At 68.3% G+C, this 16,342-nt stretch carries 19 protein-coding genes and 1 tRNA gene; 2 read left to right on the top strand and 18 right to left on the bottom strand.

Annotated features, from left to right (window positions below; genetic code table 11):
- Window positions 1–2: 2 nt before the first annotated feature.
- The 11 genes from VSH64_RS40825 to rplJ form a co-directional block, all read right to left on the bottom strand.
- A complete protein-coding gene (locus VSH64_RS40825; RefSeq protein WP_326568082.1) occupies window positions 3–1,181 on the bottom strand; it encodes an MCE family protein in 1,179 nt (392 codons plus the stop codon).
- Complete coding sequence (locus VSH64_RS40820; RefSeq protein ID WP_326568081.1) at window positions 1,178–2,164, bottom strand: MCE family protein; 987 nt, start codon at window positions 2,162–2,164, stop codon at window positions 1,178–1,180. The genes VSH64_RS40825 and VSH64_RS40820 overlap by 4 nt, the downstream gene beginning before the upstream one ends.
- Entirely contained in the window at window positions 2,161–3,192 is a 1,032-nt protein-coding gene (locus VSH64_RS40815; RefSeq protein ID WP_326568080.1) for an MCE family protein, read from the bottom strand. The genes VSH64_RS40820 and VSH64_RS40815 overlap by 4 nt, the downstream gene beginning before the upstream one ends.
- Window positions 3,189–4,520: an MCE family protein gene (locus tag VSH64_RS40810; RefSeq protein ID WP_326568079.1), complete on the bottom strand. Its 1,332-nt coding sequence runs from the start codon at window positions 4,518–4,520 to the stop codon at window positions 3,189–3,191. The genes VSH64_RS40815 and VSH64_RS40810 overlap by 4 nt, the downstream gene beginning before the upstream one ends.
- Window positions 4,517–5,353, bottom strand: coding sequence for an MlaE family ABC transporter permease (locus tag VSH64_RS40805; RefSeq protein ID WP_220246059.1), 837 nt, complete (start codon window positions 5,351–5,353; stop codon window positions 4,517–4,519). The genes VSH64_RS40810 and VSH64_RS40805 overlap by 4 nt, the downstream gene beginning before the upstream one ends.
- Before the next feature lies 1 nt (window position 5,354).
- Complete coding sequence (locus tag VSH64_RS40800; RefSeq protein WP_326838172.1) at window positions 5,355–6,107, bottom strand: MlaE family ABC transporter permease; 753 nt, start codon at window positions 6,105–6,107, stop codon at window positions 5,355–5,357.
- Between the two features lie 38 nt (window positions 6,108–6,145).
- Window positions 6,146–7,381 (bottom strand): ABC transporter ATP-binding protein, encoded by a 1,236-nt coding sequence (locus tag VSH64_RS40795; RefSeq protein ID WP_326568078.1) that lies wholly within the window; start codon window positions 7,379–7,381, stop codon window positions 6,146–6,148.
- Window positions 7,381–7,515, bottom strand: a complete 135-nt coding sequence (locus tag VSH64_RS40790; protein WP_326568077.1) for a hypothetical protein — start codon at window positions 7,513–7,515, stop codon at window positions 7,381–7,383. The genes VSH64_RS40795 and VSH64_RS40790 overlap by 1 nt, the downstream gene beginning before the upstream one ends.
- A 196-nt stretch (window positions 7,516–7,711) precedes the next feature.
- The gene (locus VSH64_RS40785; protein WP_326568076.1) at window positions 7,712–7,966 is read right to left on the bottom strand and encodes a hypothetical protein; all 255 of its coding nucleotides are present in this window, start codon (window positions 7,964–7,966) and stop codon (window positions 7,712–7,714) included.
- A gap of 285 nt (window positions 7,967–8,251) precedes the next feature.
- Complete coding sequence (gene rplL, locus VSH64_RS40780) at window positions 8,252–8,638, bottom strand: 50S ribosomal protein L7/L12 (RefSeq protein ID WP_326568075.1); 387 nt, start codon at window positions 8,636–8,638, stop codon at window positions 8,252–8,254.
- 53 nt (window positions 8,639–8,691) lie between these two features.
- Window positions 8,692–9,246, bottom strand: a complete 555-nt coding sequence (gene rplJ / locus VSH64_RS40775) for a 50S ribosomal protein L10 (RefSeq protein WP_326568074.1) — start codon at window positions 9,244–9,246, stop codon at window positions 8,692–8,694.
- A gap of 328 nt (window positions 9,247–9,574) precedes the next feature.
- Between rplJ and VSH64_RS40770 the strand changes: the two genes are divergently transcribed.
- Window positions 9,575–10,576 (top strand): hypothetical protein, encoded by a 1,002-nt coding sequence (locus tag VSH64_RS40770; protein ID WP_326568073.1) that lies wholly within the window; start codon window positions 9,575–9,577, stop codon window positions 10,574–10,576.
- On the opposite strand, the gene VSH64_RS40765 is transcribed toward VSH64_RS40770, so the two are convergent.
- Window positions 10,509–11,252, bottom strand: coding sequence for an IclR family transcriptional regulator (locus tag VSH64_RS40765; RefSeq protein ID WP_326568072.1), 744 nt, complete (start codon window positions 11,250–11,252; stop codon window positions 10,509–10,511). The two genes, VSH64_RS40770 and VSH64_RS40765, sit on opposite strands and share 68 nt — an antisense overlap.
- Window positions 11,253–11,333: 81 nt before the next feature.
- On the opposite strand from VSH64_RS40765, the gene VSH64_RS40760 reads away from it, so the two are divergent.
- Window positions 11,334–12,521, top strand: a complete 1,188-nt coding sequence (locus tag VSH64_RS40760) for a CaiB/BaiF CoA transferase family protein (protein WP_326568071.1) — start codon at window positions 11,334–11,336, stop codon at window positions 12,519–12,521.
- Here VSH64_RS40760 and VSH64_RS40755 read toward each other — a convergent pair.
- The 6 genes from VSH64_RS40755 to VSH64_RS40730 form a co-directional block, all read right to left on the bottom strand.
- The gene (locus VSH64_RS40755; RefSeq protein ID WP_326568070.1) at window positions 12,473–13,285 is read right to left on the bottom strand and encodes an alpha/beta fold hydrolase; all 813 of its coding nucleotides are present in this window, start codon (window positions 13,283–13,285) and stop codon (window positions 12,473–12,475) included. The two genes, VSH64_RS40760 and VSH64_RS40755, sit on opposite strands and share 49 nt — an antisense overlap.
- A 69-nt stretch (window positions 13,286–13,354) precedes the next feature.
- Window positions 13,355–14,074 (bottom strand): 50S ribosomal protein L1, encoded by a 720-nt coding sequence (gene rplA / locus VSH64_RS40750; protein ID WP_326568069.1) that lies wholly within the window; start codon window positions 14,072–14,074, stop codon window positions 13,355–13,357.
- A 205-nt stretch (window positions 14,075–14,279) separates the two neighbouring features.
- Window positions 14,280–14,714 (bottom strand): 50S ribosomal protein L11, encoded by a 435-nt coding sequence (rplK, locus tag VSH64_RS40745; RefSeq protein WP_204091731.1) that lies wholly within the window; start codon window positions 14,712–14,714, stop codon window positions 14,280–14,282.
- 80 nt (window positions 14,715–14,794) lie between these two features.
- Window positions 14,795–15,709 carry a transcription termination/antitermination protein NusG gene (gene nusG / locus VSH64_RS40740; RefSeq protein ID WP_326568068.1) on the bottom strand — a complete coding sequence of 305 codons (915 nt, stop codon included), beginning with the start codon at window positions 15,707–15,709 and terminating at the stop codon, window positions 14,795–14,797.
- A 79-nt stretch (window positions 15,710–15,788) separates the two neighbouring features.
- On the bottom strand, window positions 15,789–16,226 hold the full coding sequence (secE, locus tag VSH64_RS40735) for a preprotein translocase subunit SecE (RefSeq protein ID WP_326568067.1): 438 nt from the start codon (window positions 16,224–16,226) through the stop codon (window positions 15,789–15,791).
- A gap of 32 nt (window positions 16,227–16,258) precedes the next feature.
- Window positions 16,259–16,331: transfer RNA gene (locus tag VSH64_RS40730), tRNA-Trp, on the bottom strand.
- Window positions 16,332–16,342 lie beyond the last annotated feature (11 nt).

Below are 16,342 nucleotides of genomic sequence, written 5' to 3'. Positions count from 1 at the left end.
GCTCAGCTCCCCGTCCCGTAGACCTGGCCCGCGAGCGGGAGCGGCAGTGGCGGCAGCTTGCCGTTCTGCAGTGACTGCAGGACCTGCGCGGTGGAGGGCAGCGGCACGAGGCCGTCGACCACACCCGCGATCCCGCCGCACGTGTCACCGAGCAGCTTCAGCGCGTCCGGCGCCTGCTTGAGCAGGTTGCAGACCATCACCAGCGGCGGCTGCGTGAGCTCGTTGAGGTTCGGCCGCGCGTCGAGCGTGCCCGCGGAGCCGTTGTACACGTTCACGAGGTTCGACAGCGCCACCGGCGCCACGTCGAGGATCTCCGACAGCGCGCTGCGCTGGTCCACGAGCACCTTGGTCACGCTGGCCAGCTTGTCCACATTGGACTTGAGCCGGCCGCGGTTCTGCTCGATGAAGCCCTGCACCGACTGCAGCGTGGTGCTCAGCTGCTGCACGGTGGCGGCGAGGTCGTCCTTCTCCCCCGCCAGGTAGCCGCTCACGTCGGCGAGCTGGCTCTCGAACTGGCGCACCTGGCCGTCGCTGTTGACCAGCGTCTGGGAGAACTGGCCGAGGTTCTGCACGGTCTGGAAGAGGTCGTCCTTGTTGCCTGCGAGCGTGCCGGACGCCTGGCCGAGCTTGGCGATCGTGTCGTGCAGGGCCTGGCCGTTGCCGTCCACGTTCTTCGCGACGGTGTTGAGCAGGTCCGAGAGCGACCCGTTCTTGTTGGCACCGTTGGGCCCGAGCGTCTCGCTCACCTTCGCGAGGCTCGCGGCGAGCTGGTCGACCTCGAGCGGCACCTCGGTGCGGTTGAGCGGGATCACGGCGCCGTCGGAGATCTTCGGGCCACCGGTGTACGCGGGCGCGAGCTGGATGTAGCGGTCGCTGACCAGCGACGGCGACACGATCAGCGCTTTCGCGTCGGCGGGCACCGGCACCGTGCGGTCGTACTCGAAGTCCACGCGCACCTGGTTGCCCATGGGCTGGACCTTGGTGACCGTGCCGAGGTCGACGCCGAGCATCCGCACGCTGTTGCCCTCGTAGAGGCCGACGGCGCCGGAGAAGTACGCGGTGAGGTGGTTGCGCCCCGCGTCCTTGAGCGTCCACCAGAGGCCGCCCGCGACCACGAGGGCGAGCACGACGGCGATGGACGCGCCGCGCAGGAGCGACTGGCCGAACCGGGTGTCACTCATTTCGTGTAGCACCCCTCTTGGTTGAGCGGTCCGACCGACGGCGCCACGAGGCCGCAGATGTAGTTGTCGAACCAGTGCCCGGTGCCGATGGTGTTGGTGAACACGCGCACGAACGGGGCGAACTTGGCGAGGCCCTGCGCGAGCGAGTCCTGGTTGCGCTGCAGCATTGAGGTGAGCTGGTCGAGCTGCGTGAGCACGGGGTCGAGCTGCTTGTCGTTGTCGTCGACCAGGCCTTGGAGCTGCGTGGCCAGTTCCTGGGAACCCTGCAGCAGCGCGGTGATGGCCTGCTCGCGCTTGGAGATCTCGTCGAGCAGCTGGTTGCCGTCGGTGATCAGCTTCTGCACCTCGGCGTCGCGGTCGACCAGCGTCTGCGACACCTCGCGGGTGTTGGCCAGCAGGTTCGACAGCTGCGAGTCGCGCGAGGCGATGGTGTCCGAGAGCTTGGAGAGGCCCGAGAGCGCGCCCTTCACGTCTTCCGGCGTGTTGGCGAAGGTCTGGGTGATGGTGTCGAAGCTCTTCGCCAGCTGGTCGGTGTTGATGTCGTCCACGGTCTGCGAGAGGCCGCGGAACGCGTCGAGCACGTCGTAGGGCGACATCGTGCGGTCGCGCGGGATCGGCTGGCCCGGGTTGAGCGTGCCGACGCCCTGCGGGTCGAGCGAGAGGTACTTCTGGCCCAGCAGCGTCTTGATCTTGATGGCGGCCGAAGTCTTGTCGCCGAGCCAGGCGTCCTTGACCTTGAACGACACCTTCACGCTGGCGCCGTCGAGCTTGATCGCCGACACCTTGCCGACCTTCACGCCGGCGATGCGCACGTCGTTGTCGGTCGTGAGCCCGGCGGCCTCGGAGAACTCGGCGCTGTAGGTGGTGCCGCCACCGATCACCGGCAGGTCGTCGGAGTTCAGCGCGGCCACGAAGCCGAGCACGATCACCGCGATCCCGACCAAGGCGATCGGGACGGGGTTGCGCTTCTGGAAGGACTTCATCCGCTGCACCTCTCCCGGTTGGACGGCAGCAGCGGCACGTCGATCGGCTGGTTGATCAGCGGCGGCAGGGCGACACTGCCCTTGACCTCGCAGGCGTAGAAGTTGAACCAGGAGCCGTAGTCGGCGGTGCGGGTCAGCGCGCTCACCTTCGTGGGCAGGAACTGGATGAAGTGTTCCAGCGTCGGCTCGTTCTTGTTGAGCTTGGTCGCCAGGTCGCCGAGCGCACCGATGTCGTCCTTCAACGGCTGGCGTGCGTCGCCGAGCAGACCGGCGGTGGTCTGGGCCAGGGTGCCGAGGCTGTCGATCGCGTCGCCGATCGGCTTGCGGTCCTGCGCCAGGCCGGACACCAGCTGCTGCAGCTTCACGATCAGGTCGCTCAGCTGCGGCGTGTGCGCGTTGACCGTGTCGAGCACCGAGTTGAGGTTGTCGATGACCTCGCCGATCACCTTGTCCTTGTCGGCGATCGTGGTGGCCAGCGAGGCCGTGTGCGACAGCAGGCTTTCGACCGTGCCGCCCTCACCCTGCAGGACCTGGATGACCTCGTAGGAGAGCTTGTTGACGTCGTCGGGGTTCAGCGCGGTGAACAGCGGCTTGAACCCGTTGAACAGCTCGGTGAGGTCGAGCGCCGGCGTGGTGCGTTCGAGCGGGATGGTGCCGCCCGGCGCCAGCGTCTTGCCGGAGGTGTCGCTGCCCTCGCCGAGCGAGAGGTAGCGCTGGCCAACGAGGTTGCGGAACTTGATCTGCGCGGTGACCCCGGCCGGCAGCGTGCGTCCGGCGTCGACCGCGAAGTCGACCTGCGCCTGGCGCTTGTCGACGATCTTCACGTCCTTCACGGTGCCCACGCGGACGCCGGCGATGCGCACGTCGTCGCCGTTGAGCAGCAGCGTCGCGTCGGTGAAGCGCGCCGAGTAATCCTTGGTGCTGGTGGTGTTGATGTTGGCGATGCTGATGCCGAGCACGGCGGTGAACAGCACGGTGATCACCACGAAGATCGACAGCTTGATCAGCGGTGCGGCCAGACCCCTCACTTCACCGTCACCTCCGCGCCCCGGTAGAGCGGGCCGACGAGCAGCGAGCCCCAGCCCGGGAAGTCACCCTCCGGCATGCCGACCTGCGGACCGACGAGCTGGCCGAGGAAGTCGTTCTCCGCGCCCGAGTACGCCGGGTCGCCGCCGCTCGTGCCGCCGCCGAGGCCGGCGGCGTCGGAGAGGAAGTTGCCGGGGTTCACGCCGGTGCTGTGGGAGTTCGAGCCCGGAGTGGGCTTGGTGCCGTCCTTGAACGCGCCGTCCGGCGGCTCCTGCGGGAACGGGTTCGGCAGGTTCTTGAGGTCGTAGCAGCGCGGGCCGCGCTTGTCCTCGAACCGCGGCTCGTCCTGACCGGCCTTGTAGGGACCGCGGTTCACGACCACCTCGATCGTCGCGTGCAGGCCGGGCTGCTTCGTGCCCTTGCCCAGCGCCTTGTCCACCACCGGCACGAGCTTCGCCATCTGCCCGATCACGCACGGGTACTCCGGCGCGTACTTGGCGAGCAGCTCGGCTGTGGGCCGCGCGGTGTCGGCGAGGCTGATGATGTTCTGGGAGTTGGCTTCCAGGAACGACTGCAGGTCCTGCGAGGCGTTCGTGAGGTTGCCGTAGAGGTTCGCGAGGTTCTGGCGCTCGTCCACCACGGTGCGGGTGGTCGTGCTCAGGTTGTCGAGGCTCTGCACCAGATCCGGCGCCGAGGCGCGGAGGTTGTCGGAGAAGTCCGCCAGCGCCTTGAGGTTGTGCTGCAGCTGCGGCTCGTGCGGGTTGAGCTTGCCGATGTAGTCGCCCAGCTGCGAGAGCGTGTCACCGAGCGGCTTGCCGCGGCCCTGCAGCGCGGTGGAGATCGCGGTGAGGGTGCTGGAGAGCTTCTGCGGCTGCACCGCCTGCAGCACGGGCAGCAGGTGCTGCAACGCCTGCTCCAGCTCGATCGCGCCGGACGTGCGGTCCTGCGGGATCACGTCGCCGTCGGTCAGCGTTTTCGCCGACGGGTTCTTCGGGATCTCGAGCGACACGTACCGCTCGCCGAACAGCGTCTTCGGCAGGAAGCGCGCAGAGACGTTTTCGGGGATCAGCTTCACGTAGTCGGGCTGCAGGTCGAGCGTGAGTTCGGCACCGTCGGAGGTGGCCGCGATGGTCTTGACCGACCCCACGATCAGGCCGCGCACCTTCACGTCCGACTGCTCCAGCAGCTGGTTGCCGATGGTGTCGGCCTCGAGCTTCACCGTCACGAACTTGGTGAACGCCTTGTTGTACAAGGCGATGCTCAGGGCCACACCTCCCACGAGCAGCGCCACGAGCAGCAGGCCCAAGAGCCTCCGCCGTAGTGTGATCATCCCGCAATCCTCACCGTGACGTCGGTTCCCCAGATCGCGAAACCGATGAAGAAGTTCACGATCGAAACCGTGACGATGGAAAGGCGCACCGCGCGGCCCACGGCCACGCCCACGCCCGCCGGCCCACCGGAGGCGCGGTAGCCGAAGTAGCAGTGCGAGAGAATGATCAAGATGCTGAAGATGAGCACCTTGATGAACGAGTACAAGACGTCTTGCGGTGGTAGGAAAAGATCGAAGTAGTGGTCGTAAGTACCCGCCGATTGGCCGTAGATGTAGATCACGACCAGCCGGGACGCGAGGTATGAGCTCAGCAGACCGATGATGTAGAGCGGGATCACGGCCACGAACCCGGCGATGATCCGCGTGGTCACCAGGTACGGCAGGCTCGGCACGCCCATGACTTCGAGTGCGTCGATCTCTTCGGAGATCCGCATGGCGCCCAGCTGCGCGGTGAAGCCGGCGCCGACCGTGGCGCTCAAGGCCAGGCCCGCGACGAGCGGGGCGATCTCGCGGGTGTTGAAGAACGCGGTGAGGAAACCGGTGAACGCCGAGGTGCCGATGGAGTTCAGGGCCGAGTAGCCCTGCAGGCCCACGAGGACACCGGTGAAGAGCGTGAGGCCGACCATCACGCCGACCGTGCCGCCGATGACCGCGAGCGAGCCGGAGCCGAAGCTCACCTCGGCGAGAAGGCGCAGCACTTCCTTCATGTACCGGCGCAGCGTGCGCGGCGTCCACAGCAGCGCGCGGCCGTAGAAGGACATCTGGTCGCCGAGGGTGTCCAGGGTCTCCAGTGGACGGTGGGCGACGCGCTTGGCACCCGAGATGAACGTCATGTCAGTCCAGCTTTCCGGGCACGATCTGCAGGTAGATCAGCGTGATCACGAAGTTCACCACGAAGAGCAGCAGGAACGTGATGACCACCGACTGGTTCACCGCGTCGCCCACGCCCTTCGGGCCGCCGCTCGGGTGCAGGCCCCGGTAGGCGGCCACGACCGCGGCGATGAAGCCGAAGATCAGGGCCTTGAGCTCACCGACCCAGAGGTCGGGCAGCTGCGCCAGCGCGGAGAAGCTCGCGAGGTACGCGCCGGGCGTGCCGCCCTGGAGCACGACGTTGAAGAAGTAACCGCCGAGCACGCCGATCACGCTGACCATGCCGTTGAGCAGCAGCGCCACGAGCATCATCGCGAGCGTGCGCGGCACGATCAGGCGCTGCACGGCGGAGACGCCGAGCACCTCCATCGCGTCGATCTCCTCGCGGATGGTGCGGGCGCCGATGTCGGCACAGACCGCGCTGCCGCCCGCGCCGGCCACCAGCAGCGCGGTGACCAGCGGGCTGGCCTGCTGCACGGTGGCGAGCACCGAACCGGCGCCGGTGTAGGACTGCGCGCCGAGCTGACGGGCGAGCGCGCCGAACTGCAGCGAGATGACCGCACCGAACGGGATCGCGACCAGCGCCGTCGGCAGGATCGTGACACTGGCGACGAACCAGGCCTGCTGGATGAACTCCCGCAGCTGGAACGGGCGCTGGAAGATGCCGCGGATGATGTCGAGACCGAGGGCGAACAGGTTCCCGGTCTCGCGGAGCATGCCCGCCCCGGGGATCTTCGCCGGTGATGCGTTCGAGCTCACGCGCCACCCGGCCCGTTGCCGCCGCCACCGAAGTAGCCGCCGCCTGGTCTCGGCTGCGCGCCTTCGCCGGCGCCGCCCGGGATGCGGGCGACCTGGTCGGCGGGCAGCTGGCCCTGGTGCTGGTTCGGCACGGGCCCGCGGTCGGAGATCCGGGGGATCTGCTGCGTGTCGTCGAGGCCGGGACGGTTCTGCGGTGCGGGGTTCTGCGGCGCGTAGCGCGGGTTCGCGTGCACGTTGTAGTGCCGCTGCTCTTCCGGTGTGAGGGACTCGATGATGCCCTCCTGCGCGTTGGCCGGGAGCGTGTGCAGGATCCGCATCACGCGGTCCATCCGGCGGCGCGCGCCCGCGCGCTCGGGCAGGCCGGGGCTCGGCTGCATCTGCGGCACGACCCCGCGGATGTCCTCGTCGGGCGAGCCGTCGGAGTGCCCGGCCGCGGCTTCGGCTTCCTCGCGCGCCATCGTGGCGGTGTCCTTCTCCTCGGACATGCCGATGGGGCCGCGCTTGCGGCCGTTGAGGAACTGTTCGACCACGGGCTCGTCGCTCGTGAGCAGCACCTCGCGGGGGCCGAACATCACGAGCTCCTTGCGGAACAGCATGCCCAGGTTGTCGGGCACCGTGCGCGCGAGGTTGATGTTGTGGGACACGATGAGGATCGTCGCGTCGATCTGCGTGTTGAGGTCGATGAGCAGCTGCGAGATGTACGCGGTGCGCACGGGGTCCAGACCGGAGTCCGGCTCGTCGACCAGGATGATCTGCGGGTCGAGCACCAGCGCCCGCGCGAGGCCGGCGCGCTTGCGCATACCGCCGGAGATCTCGCCGGGCAGCTTCTTGTCCGCGCCGGCCAGACCCGTCATCTCCAGCTTCTCGCCGACGATGCGGCGGATCTCCGACTCCGACTTCTTCGTGTGCTCCCGCAACGGGAACGCGACGTTGTCGTAGAGGTTCATGGAGCCGAAGAGGGCGCCGTCCTGGAAGAGGACGCCGAAGAGCTTCCGGATCTCGTAGAGCTTGTGCTCGGAGCACGTGACGATGTCCACGCCGTTGATCACGCAGCGGCCCTTGTCGGGCTTCAGCAGGCCGATCATGGACTTGAGGAACACCGACTTACCGGTTCCCGACGGGCCGAGCATCGCGGACACCTCACCCGGGGGCAGCGTCAGCGTCACGTCCCGCCAGATGGTCTGCCTGCCGAAGGACTTCGTGAGACCTTCGATGACCACCTCGGCGCCCATCACACCTCCAGGAGCTGTTCCGCGTCGTCGCGCATCGCCGCCCCGCCGCCACTGGCAGCGGAGCCCGCGCCGATGCGCGCCGCGATCTCCGCGTCAACCAGGTGCAACGAGCTGAGTGCGAACAGGTTACTCACCAGTTTTCGACCTTGCCGAGGCCGGTGAGCACCTCACCCGTTCGTGGTGTTGTCCGGTGACCGCTGGCAGCACGGTAGTGCACGTCACTCCGGGGCGCAGATCCAGATGGCCCAAACGCCCTCACTCCGTCGGGCTAACAGGAGTAAACGGAACAGATCGACGACCAACTCGACGTAACCGAGTGGTTCGCCTTGGTCACCGGGAGACACCCGAGGCGATCACGATCCCGCAGATCACGGAAGCGACGACGCCGATCACGGCGATGGTGGTGAGCACCATGACGTAGCGGCGGGTGGCGATCTGCTGGGCGAGCAGTTCGACGAGCAGGCGCTGCACATGGGCCTGGTTGTGGCCCACTTCGGCGGATTCCTTGAGCCGCTTCTGGACTTCTTCGGGATGGAGATCGCTGGTCGAGTAGTAGCGGGGCAGGGCAGCGGTGTCGTCGGTCATTTCGGGGCCTTCCTGGTGACGGTGAGTGGCGCTTCGCCGCCGGGAAGACGCTTGCGTACCCCAGGTTGTTACCGGTCGTGATCACAACGAAAGGCTTGGCGCGCCGCCGAGTGTGACCGCTTCGGCGGGCTCCGAACCACGTGGGTGCGCCGTCGGGCGGCGGTGTCTGGACCGGGTCGGAGTTCGCGCGCTGCTTGCCTTGGCGCGTAAACGAAAGGGGCGGGCATCCGAATCGGATGCCCGCCCCTTCACGAGGTGGTGCAGTAGGCGCTGACGCGCCTCAGATCACTTGACGGAGATCTTGGCGCCCGCGGCCTCGAGCTTCTCCTTGGCGGCCTCGGCGGCCTCCTTGTCGACCTTCTCCAGGATCGCCTTGGGAGCGGCCTCGACCAGCTCCTTGGCCTCCTTCAGGCCCAGGCCCGAGACGACCTCGCGGACGACCTTGATGACCTGGATCTTCTTGTCGCCGGCACCCTCGAGGATGACGTCGAACTCGTCCTGCTCCTCGGCGGCGGCCGGGGCGGCACCCACGGGGCCGGCGGCGGCAACGGCGACCGGGGCGGCGGCGGTGACGTCGAAGGTGGTCTCGAACTCCTTCACGAAGTCCGACAGCTCAAGAAGGGTGAGCTCCTTGAAGGCGTCGATCAGCTCGGCGGTGCTCAGCTTCGCCATGATGGCTTCCTCTCAGAAAAACGAACGAACTCGACGTTCGGGGTGGGGGTGGATCAGCTCTCGGCGGGTGCTTCGGCTGCTTCGGTACCGGCGGCGTCGCCCTGCTTCTCCTGCAGGGCAGCAGCCAGGCGGGCGACCTGGGACGCCGGCGCCTGGAACAGCGCGGCGGCCTGGGACAGCTTCGCCTTGAACGCGCCCGCGGCCTTGGCGAGCAGGACCTCACGGCTGTCGAGATCGGCGATCTTGCTGATCTCGTCCACGGACAGCGGCTTGCCGTCCATGTAGCCGCCCTTGATGACAAGCGCGTTGTTGTCCTTCGCGAAGTCGCGAAGCGCCTTCGCGGCGTCGACCGGCTCACCTTCGACGAAGGCGATCGCGGTCGCGCCGACGAACAGGTCGTCCATGCCCTGGACGCCGGCGTCCTCGGCGGCACGCTTCACGAGGGTGTTCTTCGCGACCCGGTACTTGGCACTGGTGCCGAGAGCGCGGCGCAGCTGGGACAGCTGGGACACGGAGAGGCCGGTGTACTGGGTAACGACGGTGGCCGAGCTGCTGCGGAAGCTCTCCGCGATCTCGGCGACGGCCGCCACCTTGTCGGGCTTCGCCATGGTCGCCTCCTCTCTTGGCTAGTGGATTCCACTGGTCCGTCGAGAGGCCTCTGAAACGACAAAAACGCCCACGCGCAGTCAGCACGGGGCGTTACACGGCCATTCTCCGGGGAGAGAGCCGAACCTCGTTCCTCCTGCGCGGGCCGCCCGCCGTATCGCGGGACCTTCGTTCCGGAAGCCGTGGGGCATCCGGAAAACCAGCGGTCTTCGGTAGAACCGTCGACAACTATAACCGACTCGGTGGCGGCTCATCATCGGCCCCCTCCTTTGACCAGCGACAAGCCGCCCGGACTCGGCCTTTTCCGCGCGGGCGGGCATCATTGGTGACGTGGCGGAGCAGCGTGATCACGGACAGCCGGACAACCCACCCGGCCCCGGCCCCCGACCTGCCGACGGCCCGCAACCGATTCCGGGAGGGTTGCCGCAGCCGTCGGGTCAGGGACAGTGGCCTGCCTCCCAGCAGCAGCCACCGTCGCCCGGCACCGGCGCGGACGGCGCGAACCTCCCCGCTCTGCCGTCGGCGCCCGACCAGCCGCCGCTCGACGCCGCGCAGCTGGAGCAGTTCCGCCAGTTCCAGCAGTTCCAGGACTACCTCCGCTTCACCCAAGCCCAGCAAGGCAACCAACCGGCCCCCCAAACCGACGCCGGCCTCGTCCCCGCGGGCTCACGCCAGCCGCAGACACAGCAGGGCTGGGAGCCTCCCGTTCCCCCTGAGCGACCTGGCGCGCTGGAGCGCTACGAGGAACCCCGCCGTCGCCGCCCGGTCCCCCGCTGGCTCAAGCGCCTCGGCGGGAAGATCCTGGGCTGGGTGATCGTGCTGCTGATCCTCGGCATCGCCGCCACGTGGGCCTACCGCCACTTCTTCCCCAGCGACGAAGGCAAGTCGTCGGCGCAGATCGCAGCGGAAGGCGGCGGGACGTACCACACGAACCACATCTTCTCGACGAATCCGTACGAGGCCGTGCGCTTCGTCTTCCACAACATCGCGCAGGGCCGGGTCGAAGACGCGTGCGGCCGGTTCGACGAGCCGATCCAGACGAAGTTCGCCCAGGACGTCGGCCAGCCCGACTGCAAGGTGGCCGTGGAGAAGCTGCACGCGCAAGTCACCAACGAGAACGACTACGCCGAATCGTTGCCCTCGTACGTTTCCGGGGCGCCGGCGGCCGGCACGGTCACCATCGACTCGTGCGACTACCCCATCGCCGGCGGCCCGGCGCTCGGCGTGTTCACGGTGACCCAAGTGGACAAGGGCCAGTGGCTGATCACGGGCCACTCGCCGGGGCCGGCGAAGTGCGGTCCAGCGTCGAACTCCACTCCCCCAACGTCCTGAGCAGCTCCGGCAGCCGCGCCGTGACCACTTCGGACGGCGCGGCCAGCGCGGCGGCCGCGACCACGCGCCCGGCTTCCGAGACGGGCACGGCGACCGCGGCCATCGTCTCCATGGCGTGCCCGGAGTCGACCACCGCGTAGCCCTGCGCGCGAATCCGAGCCGCCTCGGCGAGCAGGTCGACGCCCACGCGGGTGTCGGGTTCCTGCGCCACCAACGCCCGGCGGTCGGCTTCCGGCAGCGAAGCGAGCAGCACGCGCCCCGCGGCCGTGCGTGGCAACGCCGAGCGAAGCGACCGGGAAAGCGCGTAGTCGAACGGCTCGTCCGTGCCGGCCCAGTCGACGTACACCGCACTGTCACCCACCTGCACCGCCAGCAGCGCCGCGCAACCGGCGGCCGCGCTGAGCGAAGCCAGCGCCGCGTGCGACACCGAGCGCACCGGCACGCGGCCGGACCGCACGGTGAGCACGTGGGGCGCCGGGCCGAGCACGAAGTGCCGCTCCTGTTCGTCGAGGTACCCGACGGCGGCGAGACCGTTCACCAGCTTCTGCACCGACGACACCGGTGCGTCGAGCCGCGCGGCGAGCTGCGTGAGTGTGAGGCCCGTGGCGCTGTTGGCCACCGCCTCCAGGATCGCGGCAACGCGATCGACCGTGCGGTGGTGCTCTCGATTACCCATATAGGTATCAAAGTATCACATTGCGTAGATTACTTAGCCTACCTAAGTTCAAGAGAGAGGTAATCGATCAAGGAGGAACCAGTGACCGAAGGCGCCCTGCACGGCATCCGGGTGATCGACCTGTCGTCCGTGGTCATGGGCCCCTACGCCACCCAGATCATGGGCGACCTCGGGGCCGACGTGGTGAAGGTCGAGTCGCCCGCGGGTGACAGCACCCGCCATACGCACCCCCAGCGTCACGACGGCATGGGCGCGCTCGCGCTCAACGTCAACCGCAACAAGCGCAGCGTCGAGCTCGACCTGAAGTCGGCCGCGGGCCACGAAGCCTTCCTGCGCCTGGTGAAAACCGCCGATGTGCTGGTGACCAACATGCGCCCGGGCGCGCTGCAGCGCCTCGGCCTCGGCTACGAGCAGCTCGCGGAGGTCAACCCGCGGCTCGTGTACTGCAATGCCCAGGGTTTCCGCAGTGACTCCGACCGCGCCGGCCTCGCCGCCTACGACGAAATCGTGCAGGCGTCCTCCGGCATGGCCGACCTGATGCGCCGCGCGACCGGCAAACCCACCTACGCGCCGACGATCCTCGCCGACAAGCTCTGCGCGCTCACCATCGTCTACTCCGTGCTCGCCGCCGTGGTGCACCAGCACACCACCGGCCGCGGCCAGCGCGTGGAGGTGCCGATGGCCGACACGATGCTGGCGTTCAACCTCGTCGAGCACCTCGCGGGCCACACGTTCGAACCCGCGATCGGTCCGATGGGCTTCAACCGGTCGATGACCGAGGGCCACCAGGCCGTGCGCACGGCCGACGGCTGGGCCTGCATCCTGCCTTACACCGAGAAGAACATCGCCGACTTCTTCCGCGCCGCCGGCCGCGAAGACCTCGCCGCGGACCCGCGTTTCGGTGACCCGGCGAGCCGCGCGAAGCACTACAGCGAGCTCTACGACGAGATCGGCAAGCTGTCCGTCGAGAAGACCACCGCGCAGTGGCAGCGGATCTGCGCCGAGCTGTCCGTGCCGTTCGCGCCGGTGCTCGAGCTCGAAGACGTCGAGACCGACCCGTACTACACCGGCAGCGGCCTCGTGTCGCTGGCCGAGCACCCGACCGAAGGCACCTATCGCCAGGTCGGGCCGCCGATGATCCTCTCGGACACCCCGGCGTCGGTCCGCCGGCACACGCCCGCGCGCGGTGAGCACACGAGCGAGCTGCTCGCCGAGCTCGGTTACGCCGGCGAAGAGATCGCGAACCTCGTCTCCCCGGTATCCGAATAGGCGAAGAAATCCGCCAGCGCCAGGGCGAACGCGGGGTCCGCCACGGCCGTCATGTGGTCGCCCGGGACGCGGACCAGGCGGGCGCCCGCGATGCCGATGGCGAGGCGCTCCGGTTGGGCCGCGAGTTGGTCGCGTTCGCCGGCCAGGATCAGGGTGGGGACGGTGATCTCCGTGAGCGGGATCGAGGTGCGGCGGGAGGCGCGGAGCACGGCGGCGAGGGCTTCGACGTCGGCGCCGGTGCGGCGGGCCAGGCGGCGGAAGGGGCGGACCTGGGCGGGCACGTCGGCGTGGTTCTCCACGAGGAGGCCTTCGGCGAGTTCCTCCGGGCTGACCACGCGTGTGTCCACGCCGCCGAAGTCGATGATGCCCGCGCCGATGCCGCCGGTGGCCAGGCAGCGCACGCGTTTGTCCTCGGTGGCGGTGATGAGGGCGACGATGGCGCCCATCGAGTAGCCGGCCAGGGAGACCTCGTCGAGGCCCAGGTGGTCGAGCAGGGCGGAGATGTCGCGGGCCATCACGTCCTGGCCGTAGCGGGCCGGGTCGTGGGGCTTGTCCGACGCGCCGTGGCCGCGGGCGTCGAGGCCGATCACGGTGAAGCCGGCCTCGAGCAGGGTGCGGACGACGCCCGTGCCGACCCAGTTCACCTGCGCGTCCGCCGCGAAGCCGTGTTGGAGCACGACCGGGCGACGGTGCCGACCGTCGCCCTCCCACACCGTGTAGCTCAGGCGGAGCCCGTCGGGCGCGGTGAATGTCGTCGTCGGCATGGCTCCATGAGACACGAAAAAAGGGCGGCCACGCACATTGCGTGACCGCTCTTTCGCGTGATGTGCGACTCAGACAGCCGGTTCGTCGCTGAGCAGGTTGCGCGTGCGCAGCGGGTCGACCGGGATGCCCGGGCCCATCGTGGTGGTGAAGGTGATCTTCTTGACGTAGCGACCCTTCGCCGACGACGGCTTGGCGCGCAGGATCTCGTCCAGCGCGGCCGCGTAGTTCTCCACCAGCTTCTCGGTGTCGAACGACGCCTTGCCGATCACGAGGTGCAGGTTGGCCTGCTTGTCGACGCGGAAGTTGATCTTACCGCCCTTGATGTCCTGAACCGCCTTCGTGACCGCGGGGGTCACGGTGCCGGTCTTCGGGTTCGGCATCAGGCCACGCGGGCCGAGGATGCGGGCGATGCGACCGACCTTGGCCATCTGGTCGGGCGTCGCGATGGCGGCGTCGAAGTCGAGCCAGCCACCCTGGATGCGCTCGATCAGCTCGTCCGTGCCGACCGCGTCCGCGCCGGCGGCCTCAGCCTCGGCGGCCTTGTCACCGACGGCGAACACGATGACACGAGCGGTCTTACCGGTACCGTGCGGCAGGTTCACGGTGCCGCGGACCATCTGGTCGGCCTTGCGCGGGTCGACACCCAGACGCATCGCGACCTCGACGGTCGCGTCCATCTTGGTCTTGGAGGTCTCCTTCGCCAGCTTCGCGGCCTCGAGAGGGGCGTAGAGACGCTCCTTGTCGATGAGCTCCGCAGCCTGGCGGTAAGCCTTGCTGTGCTTGGTCATGCTTCTGTCCTTAACTTCGAAAACGGATCAGTGTGGTGTCAGAGCCAGCACTGGCTCTCCCACTGTGTCTATTGCCTCGACTCCGTCGAGGCGCCGAGCTCGCCATGAGCCGATTTCTTCCCTCCCGATTTCGCTCGGCCCCAGGGGCCGATCGAAATCGCTCAGTCCAGAAACCGGCGCGATCTCGGGGTGCTCGCGGAGAAAATCAGCCTTCGACCGTGATGCCCATGGAGCGGGCGGTGCCGGCGATGATCTTCGCCGCCTGGTCGATGTCGTGGGCGTTGAGGTCGGTCTCCTTGGTCTTGGCGATCTCGCGGACCTGGTCCCAGGTGACCTTGGCGACCTTGGTCTTGTGCGGCTCGCCGGAGCCCTTCTCCACGCCCGCGGCCTTGAGCAGCAGCTTGGCGGCCGGCGGCGTCTTCAGCTTGAAGTCGAACGACCGGTCTTCGTACACGGAGATCTCGACCGGGACGACGTCCCCGCGCTGCGACTCGGTCGCGGCGTTGTAGGCCTTGCAGAACTCCATGATGTTGACGCCGTGCTGGCCCAGCGCCGGGCCGACCGGCGGGGCCGGGTTGGCCTGGCCCGCCTTGATCTGCAGCTTGATGATCGCCGCAAGCTTCTTCTTCTTGGGAGGCATTACCTTGTGTCCTTCTTACTGACGTGAGTCCCCCGCACACCTGCCAGTACGCGGGGACTGCCGGTCGGTATTCCCGACCGTCAGATCTTGGAGACCTGGGTGAACGACAGCTCGACCGGGGTCTCCCGGCCGAAGATCGACACCAGGACCTTCAGCTTCTGTCCGTCGACGTTGACCTCGGAGATCGTCGCGGGCAGCGTGGCGAACGGGCCGTCCATGACGGTGACCGACTCGCCGATCTCGAAGTCGACCTCGACGGCGCCGCCGCCCGACGGCGTGGAGGCCGCGGCGGAGTCGCCCTTGCCGGCCTTCGCCGGGGCTTCCTTCTCGACCTGCGGCGCGAGGAACTTCAGCACCTCGTCCACGGTGAGCGGTGACGGACGCGAAGTCGCGCCGACGAACCCGGTGACACCCGGCGTGTTGCGCACCGCGCTCCACGAGGCGTCGTTCAGGTCCATCCGGACCAGGATGTAGCCGGGCAGCACCTTGCGCTGCACCTGCTTGCGCTGGCCGTTCTTGATCTCGGTGACCTCTTCGGTCGGCACCTCGATCTGGAAGATGTAGTCCTCGACGTCGAGCGTCGTGGTGCGGGTCTCGAGGTTCGTCTTGACCTTGTTCTCGTACCCGGCGTAGCTGTGCACGACGTACCACTCGCCCGGCGCGGCCATCAGCTCGGCGCGCAGCGCGGCGACGGGGTCGTCGGACTCGGCGGCCGGCTCGGCCTCGTCGGCCACGACGTCCTCGGAGTCGGAGGAAGCGGCTTCGTCGGCAGCATCCTCGTCCGAAGCGTCTTCGTCGGAGGTGTCCTCGGCGGCGGAGTCTTCGTCGGCGTCGTCGGTGTCTTCTTCGACGGCTGCGTCGACCTCTTCGCCGGCGTCGGGCACCTCGACGGGCTCGAGGTGAGCGGACTCCTCGTCGCCGAGTGCCGCGTGCACCTGCTCGTCGGAAAGCTCGGTCAGGTCGCGACCGGCTCCTGTGCCGTTGTCGGAGGTCACGTTCCGTCCTCTCAGTTGATCACTTGCCGGGCTCGGGCAGGCCGGCCCGCGCGGCGCACGGTGGCGCGCACCTCCGGTGTCAGCCGAAGACCAGCCCGATGACCTGCTTGAAGGCCAGGTCGAGGCCGCTCACGAGGGCCACCATGAACACCACGAACACCAGCACGACCGCGGTGTAGGTGACCATCTGCTTGCGGTTGGGCCAGATGACCTTGCGCAGCTCCGCCCAGACCTCGCGGACGAACCGCATGATCCGAGCGAAAGGCGACGCCTTCTTCGGCTTCTGGTCACGCTTCGGGGTCGGCGCGCCCTTGGCGTCGGCAGCGGGCTTCGCGACCTTGTCGCCCGCCTTGCCGGACGGCCGGGTGCTGCCCGAACGCGCCTCGGACTTGCCGGACGGGCGGGCGGAAGCGCGGCGCTCACGCCGAGCCGCGGCGGTCGCCGGGCGGGACTCGACCCCGGGCGTCTTGCCCGACTCGTCCTGCTCGTGCTCGCCGCTGGCGTCGCTGTCGCTCACGACCACTCCTCCGCTCCACCAGTACCCGTACGCAGGGGTGACAGGACTTGAACCTGCAACCTGCGGTTTTGGAGACCGCTGCTCTGCCAATTGAGCTACACCCCTGTGGAGCCTGG

This window comes from Amycolatopsis rhabdoformis, assembly GCF_035918295.1.
GTDB lineage: Bacteria > Actinomycetota > Actinomycetes > Mycobacteriales > Pseudonocardiaceae > Amycolatopsis > Amycolatopsis rhabdoformis.
This window is presented reverse-complemented; position numbering and strand designations above follow the sequence as displayed.